Below are 14,043 nucleotides of genomic sequence, written 5' to 3'. Positions count from 1 at the left end.
CCTTAAAGGTCGATAGTCGCTTCCCGCGCGGGACAAGTGACGCCAGTTCCAGATACCTGGCGAACGTCGAATGTCAGTTGCATCCCGCTTGTGCGAAGAGAGCCAAAGTCGGCTATCTGAAACCCGCCGGAATAATCGTAGAAGGTGGCGTCATCGACCATAATGGTTCTGAGGACCGAGCCGCCGGGGCCGCTTTTGATCCGCACCACATATTGCTCTAGGGTTTCCCCAAGAGGCGCCTCGTAGTCGCCATCATCAGCCCAATAAGAGCCCATTCGCGAGCGGCGAACCCAGCGCAATCTGATATCGGAGGGACTGTCTATTGATGCTTTCAACTGACAGGGCTTCGGTATTTTCTCGGCTTGGCCGGTCACCGTCCTCTGAACCGCATTGGCTGAATTGATATTATCGCCGATGCCCACGGCCTTGTAGGTAAATTCCTGATCTAGAGATGCCAGCGAATAGGTGATGTTCTGGACGTTTTCTTCTCCAAGCCAAACCATGAAATCGCCAGCCTGGTGAAGGCCGGTGTATTCCTCTGAAGACTTTCGGCCACGGCGGAATCCGGTGAAGGTGTACGTTCCATCTCCATTGTTCGTAATGGTCAGAACATGGCAGACTTCCCATCTGCCGGGCTGACCGAGCGCAAACATGTTCGCCCCGTTCATGGCCTCAAGATACGTGGCCGATGTCAGGAGGCTGGTATCACCTGAGAGAATTGAGATTGTCAGGCTGCGGTCTAGCTCTGTCACATATGGGTTGTCGCAGTCCGGGAGCGCTGTGAGGGCTATGCCGATAAGCCCGTCTGTCACCTGCCCCGAGACTGGCTGGTAAAGACCAGCATTGTCTTTTCTGAAGAGGGTCGCGCCGCTCCAATATGGTTGGCCCGCAGAAGCAAGGATATGATACTGAACAAAACCCGTGCCATTCAGATCGTCGCCGTCGTTCATCAAGGGAATATCGAGATGGTAGTAAGCGCTATCGGGAGTCCCGACTGGCTGAGGCTCCGTTGGTCTTCCCGACGAGCCTGAGATCGATACTGACACGCTGGCCAGAAATTCGGTGCAGATTATATCTGCCAGGTAGTCCGGCCGAACTGTTACCTCAGTGACGCGGGCGGTAATAAGCCTTCCCGCAAAGGTGAATTGAAGGATGTCCTCGGGTTCGATATCGGCAAATCGCGCCCTGAGTGACATCTGGATCTCATGACGCTCAAGCGCTAGGCGGTTTACTTTTTGCGTGGCGAGTGTCTTGACCGTATCTGCATCAATGATGATCGGGATGTTGGCGTTGACCGACTGGTCTGCTGGGGCAACGGGGAGAGGAAGCGATGGGATTTCCCCCCATTGGGTGCGTGTCTGGTAGATAGCGCCTGGGTCGCGGTAATTGACCCCATATCTGGCAATGAACTCTTCGGGGTTGTATTTCTTTGCCTTGATCGCTTGACCGTTTTGATCGATTGCATCGCCCGCCGTGGCGATCGACTGATCGACCACGAAGTCTCCGTCCGTGGCTGCCCGTTTGAAGATGATGGCCATAGTTCACCGTTCAAACATGGCGATGGAATACGGCTCGATGACCGCCCTCGCGATGTCGCGTGCGCCTGCGGTTATGTCGATGACAGCACCCTGAATCAGATCATCAATGTTCTCGGTGATCACGTCTGCCGGATCGAAGTCGCCACCGTAAACCATGAGATCAGAGAGGAAGTCAGACAGGAGACGCATGTCGCCATCCCCTGCGATGAATTTTATGCTCATAGGAATGTCGCTGGCGCCGTTGACGGCGAGTAGGGTGTTGGTCGCGCCATCATAGAAATACACCGATCCTACCGTTAGGCCGCCGCTTACGGTGCGTGTGGCGCCTGTGCCCAGGTCGGTGAAATATGATGTTCCGTGGGTCAGTTCGGTTTGAAAATTGAACTCTTCCGTCAGGCGATGAAGGTCGGGGGCGCCAAGATGGCGGCCGGCAACATCGGGGATCTGATATGGGACTGACTTTGTATATTCGATCGCACCCGTGGCGCCATCGACGCGGGAGACAGTTGCGCTGTCTGTCCAAACCACAAGGTCGCCATCATCAAAAACCGCGTATCGCAGAGGATCGGCTAAAGTCGCGATGACAGACGAACTGGCCAACAGGCCCTCGGAGGTGAAGGAAATTTTCACCAGATCGCTGTCAGCGCAAAGGTAGAAAACCGCATTTCCGCCGACGATCCCGCCAGGGGTCACGCACTGCAAAGTCGAATATCCGTTCCAGCCAGAACCTGATGCATAGACCTGTTCGACTGTCTCTGTCGGCGCTTGGGATGTATTCAGCTGGTAGCAATAGAACTGTCCCGATGCAGCGGTGGCAACCATCAGTGTCTTGCTGGCCGTGACATCCTGAAGACATGCGCAAAACGTGGGATCGGCTGTCACAGATGATGTCGCCATCAGCGCGCCTGTTGAGCCGTCGAGCATACGCGCTCTGAACGGGCCAACGCCTGTCCCTGCGCTCAAATAAACGACGCGATCAAGGGCCTTGCTGTAGCGGAAGCTGTCGAAATAGACCTGACCGACTGTGCTCACATCGGCAAAAAAATATTGCCGTTGTGCCGGTATCGAATACCACGCTAGGCCGATGTCGAAGCAATAGAGCTTCTGTCGGTCCCACACAGGCGCCATCAGAAATTGAGTGACTGTGCCTCCAAACGAAAGGAAGTTTTGAGTCTGCACGGTTGAGCCGCCATCCTGAATGACTTCGGCCTCAAATACCGGCGGGGCGCCGAACCCTTGGATGTCAAAATCCCTGATGACAATATCGATGTAGCCACGATGGGCAGAGACATTGGTCGTCCCCTCTTCCTTGGTCATCGTAGGATCGCGGCCTTGAGTGCTTCTGCCGTCATAGAAGCGGAAATTCAGCCCCTTTTTGCGGTAATTCTGGCTCGCGTCGTAGATCAGCGCTCCATTCGACCAAAGACGACGCAACGTCCATGTGGAGTTGGGTACGAGTGGACGAGCGAACCTCAATCGACAGGACATGTTGCTTGTCGTGGTCGTGATCTGGTCCCACCATTCCGTATGGGTCGATGTCACGGTTAGAATTGGAGGCACCCAGATATAGGCGCCCGGAACCCTGGCCTTCCCCCACACCACCGGGATAGTTTGGCCGTATGCGGACGTTGGCAGCGTCGTTTGGATTGGGGAGGCCTCAGGCACCTCCGGACTAGGCGTGCCATAGCCGGGCAGGCGAATAATGCCAACGCCGGTTATCAGATCTTTAGCGCCAGACATTACGTCCCCGCCCCCGCAAGGAAGTCACGACCGGGAAGCAAATGCTCGCCCCGGAAATTTATCGAGTTCGCGAACCGCGATAGGCACATGGCGAAGGTTTTGTCGCAGCCTGGGGTGATCTCGAACGTGTCATTCACCGCGACAGTCCAGCGCGCTGTACCCCAAAGCTGGATTCGCTTTGTGGAATGGGAGTATTGACGAACCTGGTTGTAAAGGCCGGCATTCAGCCCTGATGTCCATTTGACGACGCCGCCGTTGAACCATTCATCGTCAGGGCTGTTGATCGTGTCTGCTCTGGTTTCGGTCAGAGTCGCAGTGAAGTCGCCATCGTTTGTCCGGGTTGCGACAACGCCTGAGCGCACCCATGCTTCTTCGGCGGTAAAGACTGCGGTCCCATCGGTTGTGGTTGCCGCAACGGTGTAGGTATAGCTAGGCGCGCTACCGGCCGTCGTGCCGGCCGTAGAGCATCTGAACATGCGATTATGATAGTCACCGCTGTCTGGGACGCGAACATAATCCCCGACCGCGTATGCCGTGCTTCTTGCCACATCGTCGGGATAGAGCGGGAGATTGCAGAAGCCTGGTCTTTGATCTCCCAAGTCAGATCGGCAGGAAACGGACAACTCCTCAACGGTAATCGTCTTCGCCTTCTGCAGGATTCCGCGAACCTCGAATGTCGCTATCTTGCCCCGGTCATCATAATTGATTTCCGAGACCGTATAGGGACCAAGCTGCATGCCGCCATCTGACGGGCTATCAAAGCTGATGAGAAAAAGGGTGATCTCCATCCCCTCGAAGGTTCCGGCATAGACATCCTCCGCATCGTAGGCGTCTGAGATTGCGGTCGGTGCCGTGACCTCGCCATCGGGAACGGAGCCGTCACCTTGGGACTTCAGGGTGGACCCCTTGAAGCTTTTGTCGGCGGTCCATGTCTGGCTGTTGAAACTGGCATCGTGCCCGGTAGCCGACACGCGAATAGTCGTCCCATCGGCGAATACAAACTGGCCGAGCCACCCGAGCGTGTGCGGCGTGCTAGACATTGCCGCCTTGAGCGCCGCGCTGGTAATTCTCACCGCAGAACTTCCATCAACGTGCAGGCCGCCGAAGCAAACGGGGTTGCGGTGTCAGGGCCGATTGGCAATGTTATCGGGTTATAGTCGGCATCGTACCGAACGCGGATCAGGAAGCTACAGGAGACCGTCACCGCCTGCCCGCCGGTCGGGATATTGCCGGGAGTGAAAGTGATCAAACCATCCGTTTGCGTGTAGTGAGTGGTGACGGTTTTTGTCACTCCTGCAACCTTCACCACTAGGCTGGAAACAATGGTGATCGGCCGCTGATATGGGCGGTCGCTGTCTGAATAGGTTTTCTTGATCTGGAAGGCCGCAGTCGTACCGTCACCAGTTCCTATGTTCTCGTCCGTCAGGGTATTGTCCAGTGGGTCGCGCAGCGGGAAGGCATAGGCCGAACCGCGACGTCCGAGCACATGCGCAAGGAAGGACCGGATCTCCGACAATGGCCGGTTGTTCAGCTCGACATCGTAGCGCCACAGCGCGATCTGCCAGTCTTGATTTCTGTCCTCATAACCGCCAGAGAGCTTGACCGTAGTGGTCTGGAACTGCGGCCCCATCTTCATGTTCAGGGCAAACTTGTCATTGATTGCGACTGTATCGACCATTATGCCCTCGATGCCTGGAGCACGAGTTCATTGAACATTTCGCGCGCCCGCTGCTTGGCTGTCTCGGTGCTTTCGCCGGGAGCTGCGTAATAGTTGAGGGTGATGTCGGAGCCAGGTTGCGCGACAGAAACCTGGTTGTTCGATGAGCCATCATCCGCGTAAGACGGGAGGCGGAAATGCCCCACATTGCCGCCACTGTGGCGCAAGCCTGTATTGATGATGCCGCCGACATGGGAGCCGTGCTGAGGGTCCCACTGGTCGCCGAACATGGACGAGGGCTGGCTGATGTTGCCGGAGTTCAGCCCCTCAGCCACCATCTGCGCAGTAATAGCATCCAAGGTGTCCAATTGAGAAGAAATTGAATTACCAAGTCCGCCAATGGCATCGATCTGACGTGACGTGTAGCCGCCGATATCGTTGCTCAGATCGCGGAAATAACCGCGCGTGTTTTGATCCAGCTTATCGATGTTGTCGGCGGTGTCGTGGGTGTAGCCCGCGGTGTCTTTGGTATTATCTGCAGTGGCGCTGCTGTATTTTGTGACGTTGACACCGGAACCGTTGACATCCGTTTGCTCGGTCCTGTCGCCTGTAGGGCTAAGTGATGTGCCGCCGTATTTGCGGACAGAAACTCCTGACCCATTGACATCCGTCTGATAAGTCGACCCTGGCGTGATTGAGCTGGCAGGCGCACCGTAACGCGTGACAGTCGGCAGCGGAACAGCAGTGCCGCCTTCTTTGCGGAATGCCGCCAGGGCTGCCATGGAAGCATTTTCAGCCTCTCTGAACGCTTGCGCAAAGGCCGCCCTGATATCATTGGCGGCGGATACCCCGGCGGCACCAGTAGCCGCCAGATCGTCCTGGAGACGCTTCAGCTTCGCCTCAGCATCAGCGATTTCTAGATGAACGTCCTGACCCTGGGCCGCTGCCTGATGCAGATTGTCGAGCAAGCTTTCGACATATTCGATATTCGCCTTAATGGCTTGGATCTGCTCATCGTTCGTCGTGTCAAACGTGTCCCGCATGGCATTTGCAAGCGGGGCATTGGCGAGGTACTTGTTGAACCGCTCAAGATAATCGAGAAGAGACCCCTGGCTCGTATCAGGAGCACCGATAAACTTCCTGAACGTCTCAAGGCTGGGATTCTGGACAAACTTGTCTAGGTTGCCAGAAAGTGTGTTGACCTCTTGGGAGAACGTAGCGAAGGCACCTGTGGTTTTCACCAAGACCGGTGCCAAATTGATGACTGCCTGGCTAAGCTGGCTGCTAATGATCGCCTGCAATGCGTCAAGCTTGTCGTCCAATTCTCCAGCGCGCTGGAGAAGGTCATTGGGGATGATAATCCCCATTTCCTTCGCTGATTGCTTGAACTGCTCAAGCTGCTTTCGGCCTCCATCCAGGATGCGCGCCATCTCGACACCGCCCTTACCGAAAACTGCAGTGGCAAGAGCTGCCTGCTGGGTCGCGTCCTTCGTTCGAGCCATCGCATCGGCAACGGCATCAAGACGCTTCTCCTGATCTGTGGTGCTAAGTATGTTTCGCAGAAGTTCCGGGTTTAGCTTCGATAGGCTGGCAAAGAGCGCGCCGGTACCCTTTTGAGCAAGGCCGGCATTTTTTGCGAATATGGACAGGGAGGAATTGAAGGATGCCTGATCAATGTTGGCCTGCTTCGCTGCGAAAGCGAAAGCTTGATAGGCGTCTGTATTAAGCCCAACCGTCTTGGCGTTCGTCGCGATTTCGTCAAACTGAGAGATGGTTTCCTTCAGCTTATCGAACGCGCCGCCCAAGGAACCGAGAGCCGCGATGCCGGCCCCTGCCGCAAGACCACCAAGGAATGTCTTCAGCGTGCCGCCGATCCTGTTGACGCCAACCTCAACCGCCGCAACGCTCTTGGCCATACGCGCGCTTTGGCTCTCAACCGTCGTCGCAGCCGACTTGAAGCCGGTCGCAAACTTGGCGGCATTGGTCGAAAGATCAATGCTGATCGAGCCGACTGTCGCGGGCATTAGTGGACCGTCCCGCCCATGAACTTCGTGACGAACTTAGCCATGGCTAACTGATCCTTAAGCGACTGAGTTGCCTTCTTAGGCTCGGGCTTCTTCAGAAGCTCAGCTTCAGACATGGGCAGCTTGTTCAACTTGACGCGGGAGAGGCGGAAGGAGGAGGAATAGAGCCCCGTGCGATAGGCAAGGATGCTCATTTCCTCGTTCCGCTGGACGAGAGAGGCGTTGAAGCACTGGACGACCGTGAAGGCTGTCATTTTCCAGAAGTCACGCTCGGAGACGCTGGCACGAACAGCAAGCGACAGGAGGAACCCTGTCAGGCTTTCGTGCCCTTCGTAGGGTTTTCGGCGCCTGCTTTCTTCTTGTCAGCCTTGGCGGCTTCGGCGGTCCATGTCTCGTGATCCTTGCCATAGCGAAACAGCGAGAATGCATCGAGACACTTGCGCCCTACCGTCTCAAGCGGAAGCGGCATGTCGTATGTCTTCACGACATCGCCATTTGCGTCCCGCAGCGCCACGTTCAGGAAGGAGCGCAGATATTTGGCCGAGAGCAGTGCAAGCCCATAGTTAAGCTTGTGGGCGAAATCGAACTCGCCGTGCTCAGTCTCAAGCCTAGCCATTCCGTCCATGTCGAGACGGATCGTGTAACCCGTCCCGAACTCCTCCGCCTCGACTTCGGCGAGGAACTTATTAGCCATCAGGTCGCACCCCAGGTCGGTGCCGACGACAGGCTGATCTGGCCCTGATAGGTCACCATGCCCTCAGCGACGTTGATCGACAGCTGAGTGATGACGCCGGAGAAGGAACAGACCGGATCGGTGGCGGGCTTGCCGGCGCCGTTGTTGTCGGCAGCGGAGAAGTCAGCCTTGAAGTTGCGCGAAGTGCCAGCGGCGAAGGCTGACATCACGCCCGTGCTGTCATCCTGCGAAGTGTTGTCCGGGTCGAAGTGGCCTTCGAACGAAACGGTAGCCGCCTTGAAGCCCTGCTTGTATTCGCGGAAGCCGGAGGTAGACTGAAGGTGGGTGGCGTCTACCTGATCGGCCTGCTGTTCGATCGAGAAGGACGTGGTGTTGCCGATGACATTGAAGGTTTCCGGCGAAGCGGCGTCACCCAATTTGAGTGCGGCGCCGATCCCGGTAAAGCCGGTCGTTTGCGTCATAAGAGGCTCCATCTATTGGGATTGGCGCGCTTCACAGCGGGCCTAGTGCCTTGCCCAAGGGCATTTGGGCTCATCCCCGGGAATGGGGAATTTCAGCGCCAGCGTACCGAGTAGGCCATCACGCGGCGGTGGGTTGAGAGATCGTCAGCGAAGTCGGTGAAATCCACTGGGTCTTTCTGGAACGAGGCTTTGACAGGCGGCGAATCCGTCGAGGTGTAGAGCAGATCGCGGAGAGCGTTCTTCACCGCCTCCCCGAGATCGATCGCGGCACTTGCCTTGGTCGCGATGCAGTGGATCTGGACCGAGGTTTGCGGGTATTGCGAGCCGCCCGACAAAAGCTGCTCTTCATCCTCCGCTGACATCGCAACGGCGATTGCCGGCAGGCTCTCTCCTTGGGGGAGTGGGAACGGCCTGACGCGCGTAGAGACCAGAGCAGTCACGCCAGCCTGTGCGAGCAATGCATTGATGGTCAGGGAAACGCCGCTCATTCAACTAGGCTCGCTTGAATTTTCAGGAACCGGCGCCGATCGATCTCTCGCGGGCGGCCGACAATGCGATAGGTCTTGTCTTCGAAAACCAGTTGGTGGTCAGGCTCCAAACCCGAGCGCCAGCGGATGGTGAAATACAGGTCCATCTGCGCAAACTGCCTGGCCGATTCCGTGGCTTCATTGGCCTGATGGAATTCCATTTTTGCCCAGACCGTGGCGTAGGTTGCCCACGTCTGCACAACCTCGTTATAGTCATTGGTCGAAGTGGTGGCGCTTTGTAGTTGCACCTGTCTATCGAGTTCACCGGCTGAAACCATGCTGATCGCTATCTATCTCGGCCTCAGTTTCATTGTCGGCATAGCCGCGCAGAACCATCGCGGCCGGCGTGGAATGCCTTGGTTCCTGCTGTCTCTCGTCGCTACACCGCTGATAGGCGGTCTTCTGCTTTTGGCCTCAAAGGACTTGCGCCAGTCTCATCTGACAGTAAGCGTGACGGCCGAAGAGCCTCAGCGCTTCACCAACGGCCCAATATTCGAAAAGGCGTGCCCGCTATGCGCCGAATTGGTGAAGGTCGATGCCAAGATTTGCCGGTTCTGCCGGCATGAATTCACTTTGCCTGCTTAGCCGCCAGTTTAGCCGCGCGCTTTTCCATCTCGGGGCCGATCTTATCGCCGAACCGCTTCACGACCTGATCGCGCGTTTCGAAATAGGCCGGCGTCAAGAACGGCTCGGGACGCGACCCAGGATGCACGACGCCCCTGCCCGGCTGGTAATGCGGTGCTGTGCCGAACTCCAAGAGATGAGCGTATTTCACTGGCCTACGCAGACCGTATTGCGTCTGCTTCTCGACACTGGAATCTGGACCAACTTGGTAGGTCGGGTTCAATTTCGAGGTTCGGGCCTCCTGCTTGATCGTGAGCGAGTTCGCCAGCGTATTAGTGCGCTCTTTCTCTTCGATGTTGCGCGCGTTGGCCTTGGCGGTCTTCAAAGTCGGCTGCAGGGCGAAGCGTGACGCCGCAGAGATCGGCGTGGCAACGAATTTCGATAGTTCCCGCAGCGCCGCCGCTGTCTCGCGCGAACCTTTGACGGGCATCAGGCAAGCGCCGGATCGCGAAGCGGATAGAGCAGAGCCGTCACCGGGCGAGGCAGATACCCCCGCTCCCAATCGTGGTCTGGATCGCCGTCCGGGTTGTTGTAGAAGTGGCCAGTCAAGAGGATCGTCGCCATCTGGATATCCTCGGGAACCGACGAAAGGTCGTCGGGCGGCGAATTCGGCGGGCTATCGATGGTCAGAAGGTCTCCGGCTTGGCCCTTGAGATGTCGCACGATCGCGCGAGAGGCGGCTGATATGTACAGAGCGATGATGGTATCGCTCTCGCCGCTGTCGAGCTTTAGCGCAGTCCTGACCTGATCGACGGTGACCAGCATGAACATGGGTCATTCGCCCTTTTTCAGTGCGGGGGTCTTGCCATCGGCACCGCGCTTGACTGCAAGCTTCCACCCCTTGCCGCTATCCGGTTTGTCAGTGGTGGGCTCCTGCGCAATCCACAGTGAGCCGCCCCACGTCACGCTATCGCCGACATAGTAGGACTTTCCGGCGCTATAGATGCCGCAATAGCGCGGCACCGGCAGGCGCCAATCCTTCACGACATCGCCGCGCGTGAAGCGGAGGAATACGCCCTCATCTGTCTCCACCATGTCCATGTCAGCGAAGCCGACGCCATCGATGCCATCTTTGCCCGGAGCGCCTGGCGCCCCATCCTTGCCGTTGACCTCGCCAAGATCGCGCGTCTTGCCGTTCGACATGGTGACGATGAGATGGCCGTTGGCATCGCGGAGGAATTCCACGGCGTCGAGGCCGTCTTTTCCATCGCGGCCGGCTGGTCCTTGCTCGCCGTCCCTGCCGTCAGATCCCTTCTCGCCGGGAACACCGTCCTTTGGCCTCTCCCAGCCAGCCAGGATGCGTTCGGCGTGTCGGATGACCAATTCCTCCACCAACGCAGGATCGGCGTCCTTGCCCCTCTCTGCGGGCGGCAATGCGGCAACAGCTTCTGCGACTAGAGCCTTGACGATTTCGGGATCGGCGTCCTTGCCGTCTGCGCCCGGCTTGCCATCCTCGGGAACGCGGATATCGGCGACGGCTTTCGCGACCTCATCGGCGATCAGCGGCGCAACATCATCGACGGTGATGGACTTGCCCGGCTCGCCATCCTTCGGCGCTGGGATAGCCGCGATGGCTTCTGCAACAAGCGCGGGAACATCCGGCATCGTCTGAAGTGCTTCAACCATGCCCCGCACTTCCATGATGTCGGGGAGAATGCTTGCTGCCGCTAAGGCTGCCACCTCTTCGACATCCGCGTCCTTACCATCCTTCGGGATCGGCATCGAAGCGATTGCCTTTTCCAATGCATCGATCCTCGTCAGCAATGGAGCGACTGTGCGCTCCATGTACGTCTTGACGACGCCAACCACATCTTGGCCGAATGCCTTCCCGTCAAACATCAGCCGAGACCTTTCCAGATTTCAAGGAGAGCATCCTTTGCGGCTGCTGCCGTGGCGTTGTCATTTGCGGCTTGCGGGTCTTCCGCTTGCGCAGCCGGCGGCTCCATGGGGACTGAAGTCGGCTTCGCTATTGTGAATGGATCGGGCTGGGCATCCCGTTTGGCGAGGGCCTGCAAGCTATAATTCTGCTGCTGGAGATAGACCGCATTGCCGCCCTTGGTCTTGGGCAGACCTAGCTTGCCTCGCATCTCGTCCACTTCCATGATGCCAGCACCATCCTTGAGCACCTGCATCTGCGTCACCGAATCCATGCGGAGCAGATTGTCGATGTCGAACTCGACGCCATAGGTCTTGCCATTGACGACAACGCCTTCACCGATGCCCAAGCCTTCGTCCAGGCAAAGCTCTGCGGCCTCGATGAGGCTCTGAAGGCACTGGCTATAATATTCGACGTTGAGGCTCTGGATGTTGTTATAGGTCGGCATCGTGCCGAGGCCGATTTTATAGGGCGGCACATGGAAGACGGAGCAGACGACCTCGGCAGTCCATTTCAATTGGTCGATGAGCTGCGATTCCTCAGCAGTGAGGGCCATGCGCTCGTAAGTGAGTCCATCACCAAGGACCGCGACCTTGCCGGCATTCGCGCCGGAGAACTTGGTTTCCCATGCATCTTTCAGCCGTGCCGCGGTCTCATCCGAAATCGACCCTGGCGCTGTGAGAACGCCACCGGGCTGGGACTTATTTCCAAAGAACGTCGCCGAATTGTTCTGGATTGCGAGGCCCTGGGTCGCAGCAACGCCTGCCGCAAAGATCGGAGACGTCCCCACAAGCGGATGGAACAGGCAATTGAAGCGGTCGTGGATGATCTCGCTCGCCGGGACCGTCACCGGTTCTCCGATTGCTGCTAAATTGTCGCTGCTAAGCTGATACCAGGCCGAACCGTCATCGGCGACAAGCACCTTAACCCGGTTCGGGTCGAGAACGTAAAGCGCCTTGACGTTCGTATTCCCGTCCCGCTGCTTCAGGACATAGACGTTGCCCCTCATCAGCTTGGAGAGGATGTACGTCTCCCAGAACTGGATGCGATTCTGGTAGCGGTTGGGCTTGCGAAGGACAGGCGAGTAAGCCGGGCTGTCCGTCTCGGTCCAAATGCCGTTCTTGTCCTTCTGAACAAGCTCAACGCAAAGCTTCGAGATGTCCGAAGCGATCAGCGTGATGCACGCATAGACCGCGTTGTAGGAGAGGACCGAATTGTAGTCGATTGTAATGTTTTGCTGCCACGCGCCGGTAAAGCTTTCCCTGATAAGGTTGTACCAGCCGCCACGATTTTCCGCGACGGCAACGGCGCTTGCCGGCGCTGCTTTTTGGCGTGTGATGGAAAGGCCAAACGGAAGTTTCATCAGGTGATCATCTTCCACAAATCCCCGTTCACCAGTTCGCGTTCATCGAACTGAGAGTAGGCAAGCGAGTTGAGCCAAGGCTGGCGGTCGGGATAGATAGGCTCTTCGATTCTCGAAAGATCACAGCGCCCCACCATGCTTGCAGCGCTGTCTTGATGGACGAACACCGGGCAACCCATGATCACCGCTTCAACGGCTGCATTTGAGCCGTGAGTGACGAGGCAATGCGCGCCCTTTAGATCCTCATGCAGCTTGCGTCCGAAGCGCTGCATCTCCTTGTTGCGGATAATCAGCGGCCGGTCGGTCAGTTCGTTCAACCGCCTGACCGTTCGCATCGTCCAGCCTTCGATGCCGTGAAAGCGCTCATAGGTTTCGCTCGGCTCGGCAACGACGATGTGGCGGCCAGTTCTCTGCCATGGCCATACTTCGGTCTTCAGCGCCCTCCAACGATCGTCAGGAACGTCGCGAATCGCCTGGGTTTGGAATGAGCCAACATGCCAGCGATAGAACCCTCCGTTTTCTCCCGTTGGCAGATCGGTCGCGAACACTCTGCGCGCATAGCCCCGATCCCAGTAAATCCACTTCCTGCCGCGCGCCCGCCAGCCTTCAATCAGCGGCTTCAATTCCGGTGTGCAACCGACAATCGGAATGATGTCGTCGGGCAATCTATCGAGCGCTGCAAACTCGGCTCGTACAACCCGCCCGCCTGCTCTCTCGACCGTGGCACCGATCCGATTGAACAGTTCGAGCTTGAACTTCTTCAGATGGCCGGGGATAAACAGGCAGACCTTGGCGGGGTCGATCAACGCCAGTTTTCCTTGATCCAGGCTTCGTTCAAGTCAGGCTGCTTGGGCCGGCCGTGGAAGTAAACGATCCGAGCATCGCCTAACCCAAATTCGCGCACATGCGCCTTGTAGCTCTTCACCTGATCCTTGAAGATCGCGTCGATGTAGACGTGAGGCCACTTGCGCAGCCACACCATGTCGTTTTCGCCTCGCCAGTCCTCATAGACCTTGCGATAACCGGCAGGGACCAGAGCTATCCCGTTGCAGGCATGTTGCGGCTCTCTCGGGTGCTGCGGGAGCGCCATGATGTCGGATGTCAGGCAGTAGTTGGCGAACTCGTCGCAGTTCCCGGTGATGACGGTATCGAGACCACAGAAGATCATCGGCTCATCCAGGATGAACGGCGCGATGCAATCGCCGTAACCGTTCATGCCTAGCGTCTTGTCGATGATTTGCTCTACGGGCTCCCGAAAGTTCCTTTCGCGATCCGTGAAGCAGGCGAAACTAAATGGCTTGGTCAGATTGCGCTCGAACCCGCGATAGAGCTTATCGACCCACGTTTCATCATAGCAGCGGGAGAAATCCGCGCTAAGATCGTTGGCATCCCAGAGGCAGCAGGCTATAGTGATCAAATGCGCACTCCGACCAAGCAGGCGATGTACCAAGGCATCTTGTCGGGAGATGAATTTGACAGCATCGCTTCCCGTCTGAAAATCACAGCAAAGGCAATAGAGAGAGCCAGGTCGGTCCTTGT

The 14,043-nt window shown here is 57.3% G+C and carries 17 protein-coding genes; 1 reads left to right on the top strand and 16 read right to left on the bottom strand.

Annotated features, from left to right (window positions below; all coding sequences use genetic code 11):
• Nucleotides 1-2: 2 nt before the first annotated feature.
• The 10 genes from LB553_RS01195 to LB553_RS01150 all read right to left on the bottom strand — a co-directional run bounded on the left by LB553_RS01195 (nt 3) and on the right by LB553_RS01150 (nt 8,919).
• Nucleotides 3-1,538: a phage tail protein gene (locus tag LB553_RS01195; protein WP_224509713.1), complete on the bottom strand. Its 1,536-nt coding sequence runs from the start codon at nt 1,536-1,538 to the stop codon at nt 3-5.
• A 3-nt stretch (nt 1,539-1,541) separates the two neighbouring features.
• A complete protein-coding gene (locus LB553_RS01190; RefSeq protein ID WP_224509710.1) occupies nt 1,542-3,278 on the bottom strand; it encodes a hypothetical protein in 1,737 nt (578 codons plus the stop codon).
• A complete protein-coding gene (locus tag LB553_RS01185) occupies nt 3,278-4,351 on the bottom strand; it encodes a DUF2163 domain-containing protein (RefSeq protein WP_224509707.1) in 1,074 nt (357 codons plus the stop codon). Before LB553_RS01185 ends, LB553_RS01190 begins: the two co-directional genes overlap by 1 nt.
• On the bottom strand, nt 4,348-4,956 hold the full coding sequence (locus tag LB553_RS01180; RefSeq protein ID WP_224509703.1) for a DUF2460 domain-containing protein: 609 nt from the start codon (nt 4,954-4,956) through the stop codon (nt 4,348-4,350). The genes LB553_RS01185 and LB553_RS01180 overlap by 4 nt, the downstream gene beginning before the upstream one ends.
• Nucleotides 4,956-6,959 (bottom strand): hypothetical protein, encoded by a 2,004-nt coding sequence (locus LB553_RS01175; protein WP_224509700.1) that lies wholly within the window; start codon nt 6,957-6,959, stop codon nt 4,956-4,958. Before LB553_RS01175 ends, LB553_RS01180 begins: the two co-directional genes overlap by 1 nt.
• Nucleotides 6,959-7,153: a hypothetical protein gene (locus tag LB553_RS01170; RefSeq protein WP_224509697.1), complete on the bottom strand. Its 195-nt coding sequence runs from the start codon at nt 7,151-7,153 to the stop codon at nt 6,959-6,961. The genes LB553_RS01175 and LB553_RS01170 overlap by 1 nt, the downstream gene beginning before the upstream one ends.
• 119 nt (nt 7,154-7,272) lie before the next feature.
• The gene (locus LB553_RS01165) at nt 7,273-7,653 is read right to left on the bottom strand and encodes a hypothetical protein (protein WP_224509694.1); all 381 of its coding nucleotides are present in this window, start codon (nt 7,651-7,653) and stop codon (nt 7,273-7,275) included.
• Nucleotides 7,653-8,114 (bottom strand): phage tail tube protein, encoded by a 462-nt coding sequence (locus LB553_RS01160; protein ID WP_224509691.1) that lies wholly within the window; start codon nt 8,112-8,114, stop codon nt 7,653-7,655. The genes LB553_RS01165 and LB553_RS01160 overlap by 1 nt, the downstream gene beginning before the upstream one ends.
• Nucleotides 8,115-8,206: 92 nt before the next feature.
• The gene (locus LB553_RS01155) at nt 8,207-8,602 is read right to left on the bottom strand and encodes a DUF3168 domain-containing protein (RefSeq protein ID WP_224509688.1); all 396 of its coding nucleotides are present in this window, start codon (nt 8,600-8,602) and stop codon (nt 8,207-8,209) included.
• Complete coding sequence (locus LB553_RS01150) at nt 8,599-8,919, bottom strand: phage head closure protein (protein ID WP_224509686.1); 321 nt, start codon at nt 8,917-8,919, stop codon at nt 8,599-8,601. The genes LB553_RS01155 and LB553_RS01150 overlap by 4 nt, the downstream gene beginning before the upstream one ends.
• Here LB553_RS01150 and LB553_RS01145 point away from each other — a divergent pair.
• Nucleotides 8,918-9,226, top strand: a complete 309-nt coding sequence (locus LB553_RS01145) for a zinc ribbon domain-containing protein (RefSeq protein WP_224509682.1) — start codon at nt 8,918-8,920, stop codon at nt 9,224-9,226. The two genes, LB553_RS01150 and LB553_RS01145, sit on opposite strands and share 2 nt — an antisense overlap.
• On the opposite strand, the gene LB553_RS01140 is transcribed toward LB553_RS01145, so the two are convergent.
• From LB553_RS01140 to LB553_RS01115, 6 genes are all read right to left on the bottom strand, one after another.
• The gene (locus LB553_RS01140) at nt 9,210-9,590 is read right to left on the bottom strand and encodes a hypothetical protein (protein ID WP_224509679.1); all 381 of its coding nucleotides are present in this window, start codon (nt 9,588-9,590) and stop codon (nt 9,210-9,212) included. The genes LB553_RS01145 and LB553_RS01140 overlap by 17 nt on opposite strands.
• Before the next feature lie 104 nt (nt 9,591-9,694).
• Nucleotides 9,695-10,036 (bottom strand): head-tail connector protein, encoded by a 342-nt coding sequence (locus tag LB553_RS01135; RefSeq protein ID WP_224509676.1) that lies wholly within the window; start codon nt 10,034-10,036, stop codon nt 9,695-9,697.
• Nucleotides 10,037-10,039: 3 nt separating this feature from the next.
• Nucleotides 10,040-11,104 (bottom strand): hypothetical protein, encoded by a 1,065-nt coding sequence (locus tag LB553_RS01130; protein WP_224509673.1) that lies wholly within the window; start codon nt 11,102-11,104, stop codon nt 10,040-10,042.
• Nucleotides 11,104-12,504, bottom strand: coding sequence for a phage portal protein (locus LB553_RS01125; RefSeq protein WP_224509670.1), 1,401 nt, complete (start codon nt 12,502-12,504; stop codon nt 11,104-11,106). The genes LB553_RS01130 and LB553_RS01125 overlap by 1 nt, the downstream gene beginning before the upstream one ends.
• Nucleotides 12,504-13,310 (bottom strand): hypothetical protein, encoded by an 807-nt coding sequence (locus tag LB553_RS01120; protein WP_224509667.1) that lies wholly within the window; start codon nt 13,308-13,310, stop codon nt 12,504-12,506. Before LB553_RS01120 ends, LB553_RS01125 begins: the two co-directional genes overlap by 1 nt.
• Complete coding sequence (locus tag LB553_RS01115; protein WP_224509665.1) at nt 13,307-13,921, bottom strand: hypothetical protein; 615 nt, start codon at nt 13,919-13,921, stop codon at nt 13,307-13,309. The genes LB553_RS01120 and LB553_RS01115 overlap by 4 nt, the downstream gene beginning before the upstream one ends.
• Between the last annotated feature and the right edge of the window lie 122 nt (nt 13,922-14,043).

Source organism: Mesorhizobium sp. CA8, from assembly GCF_020164955.1.
Taxonomy (GTDB): domain Bacteria; phylum Pseudomonadota; class Alphaproteobacteria; order Rhizobiales; family Rhizobiaceae; genus Mesorhizobium.
This window is presented reverse-complemented; position numbering and strand designations above follow the sequence as displayed.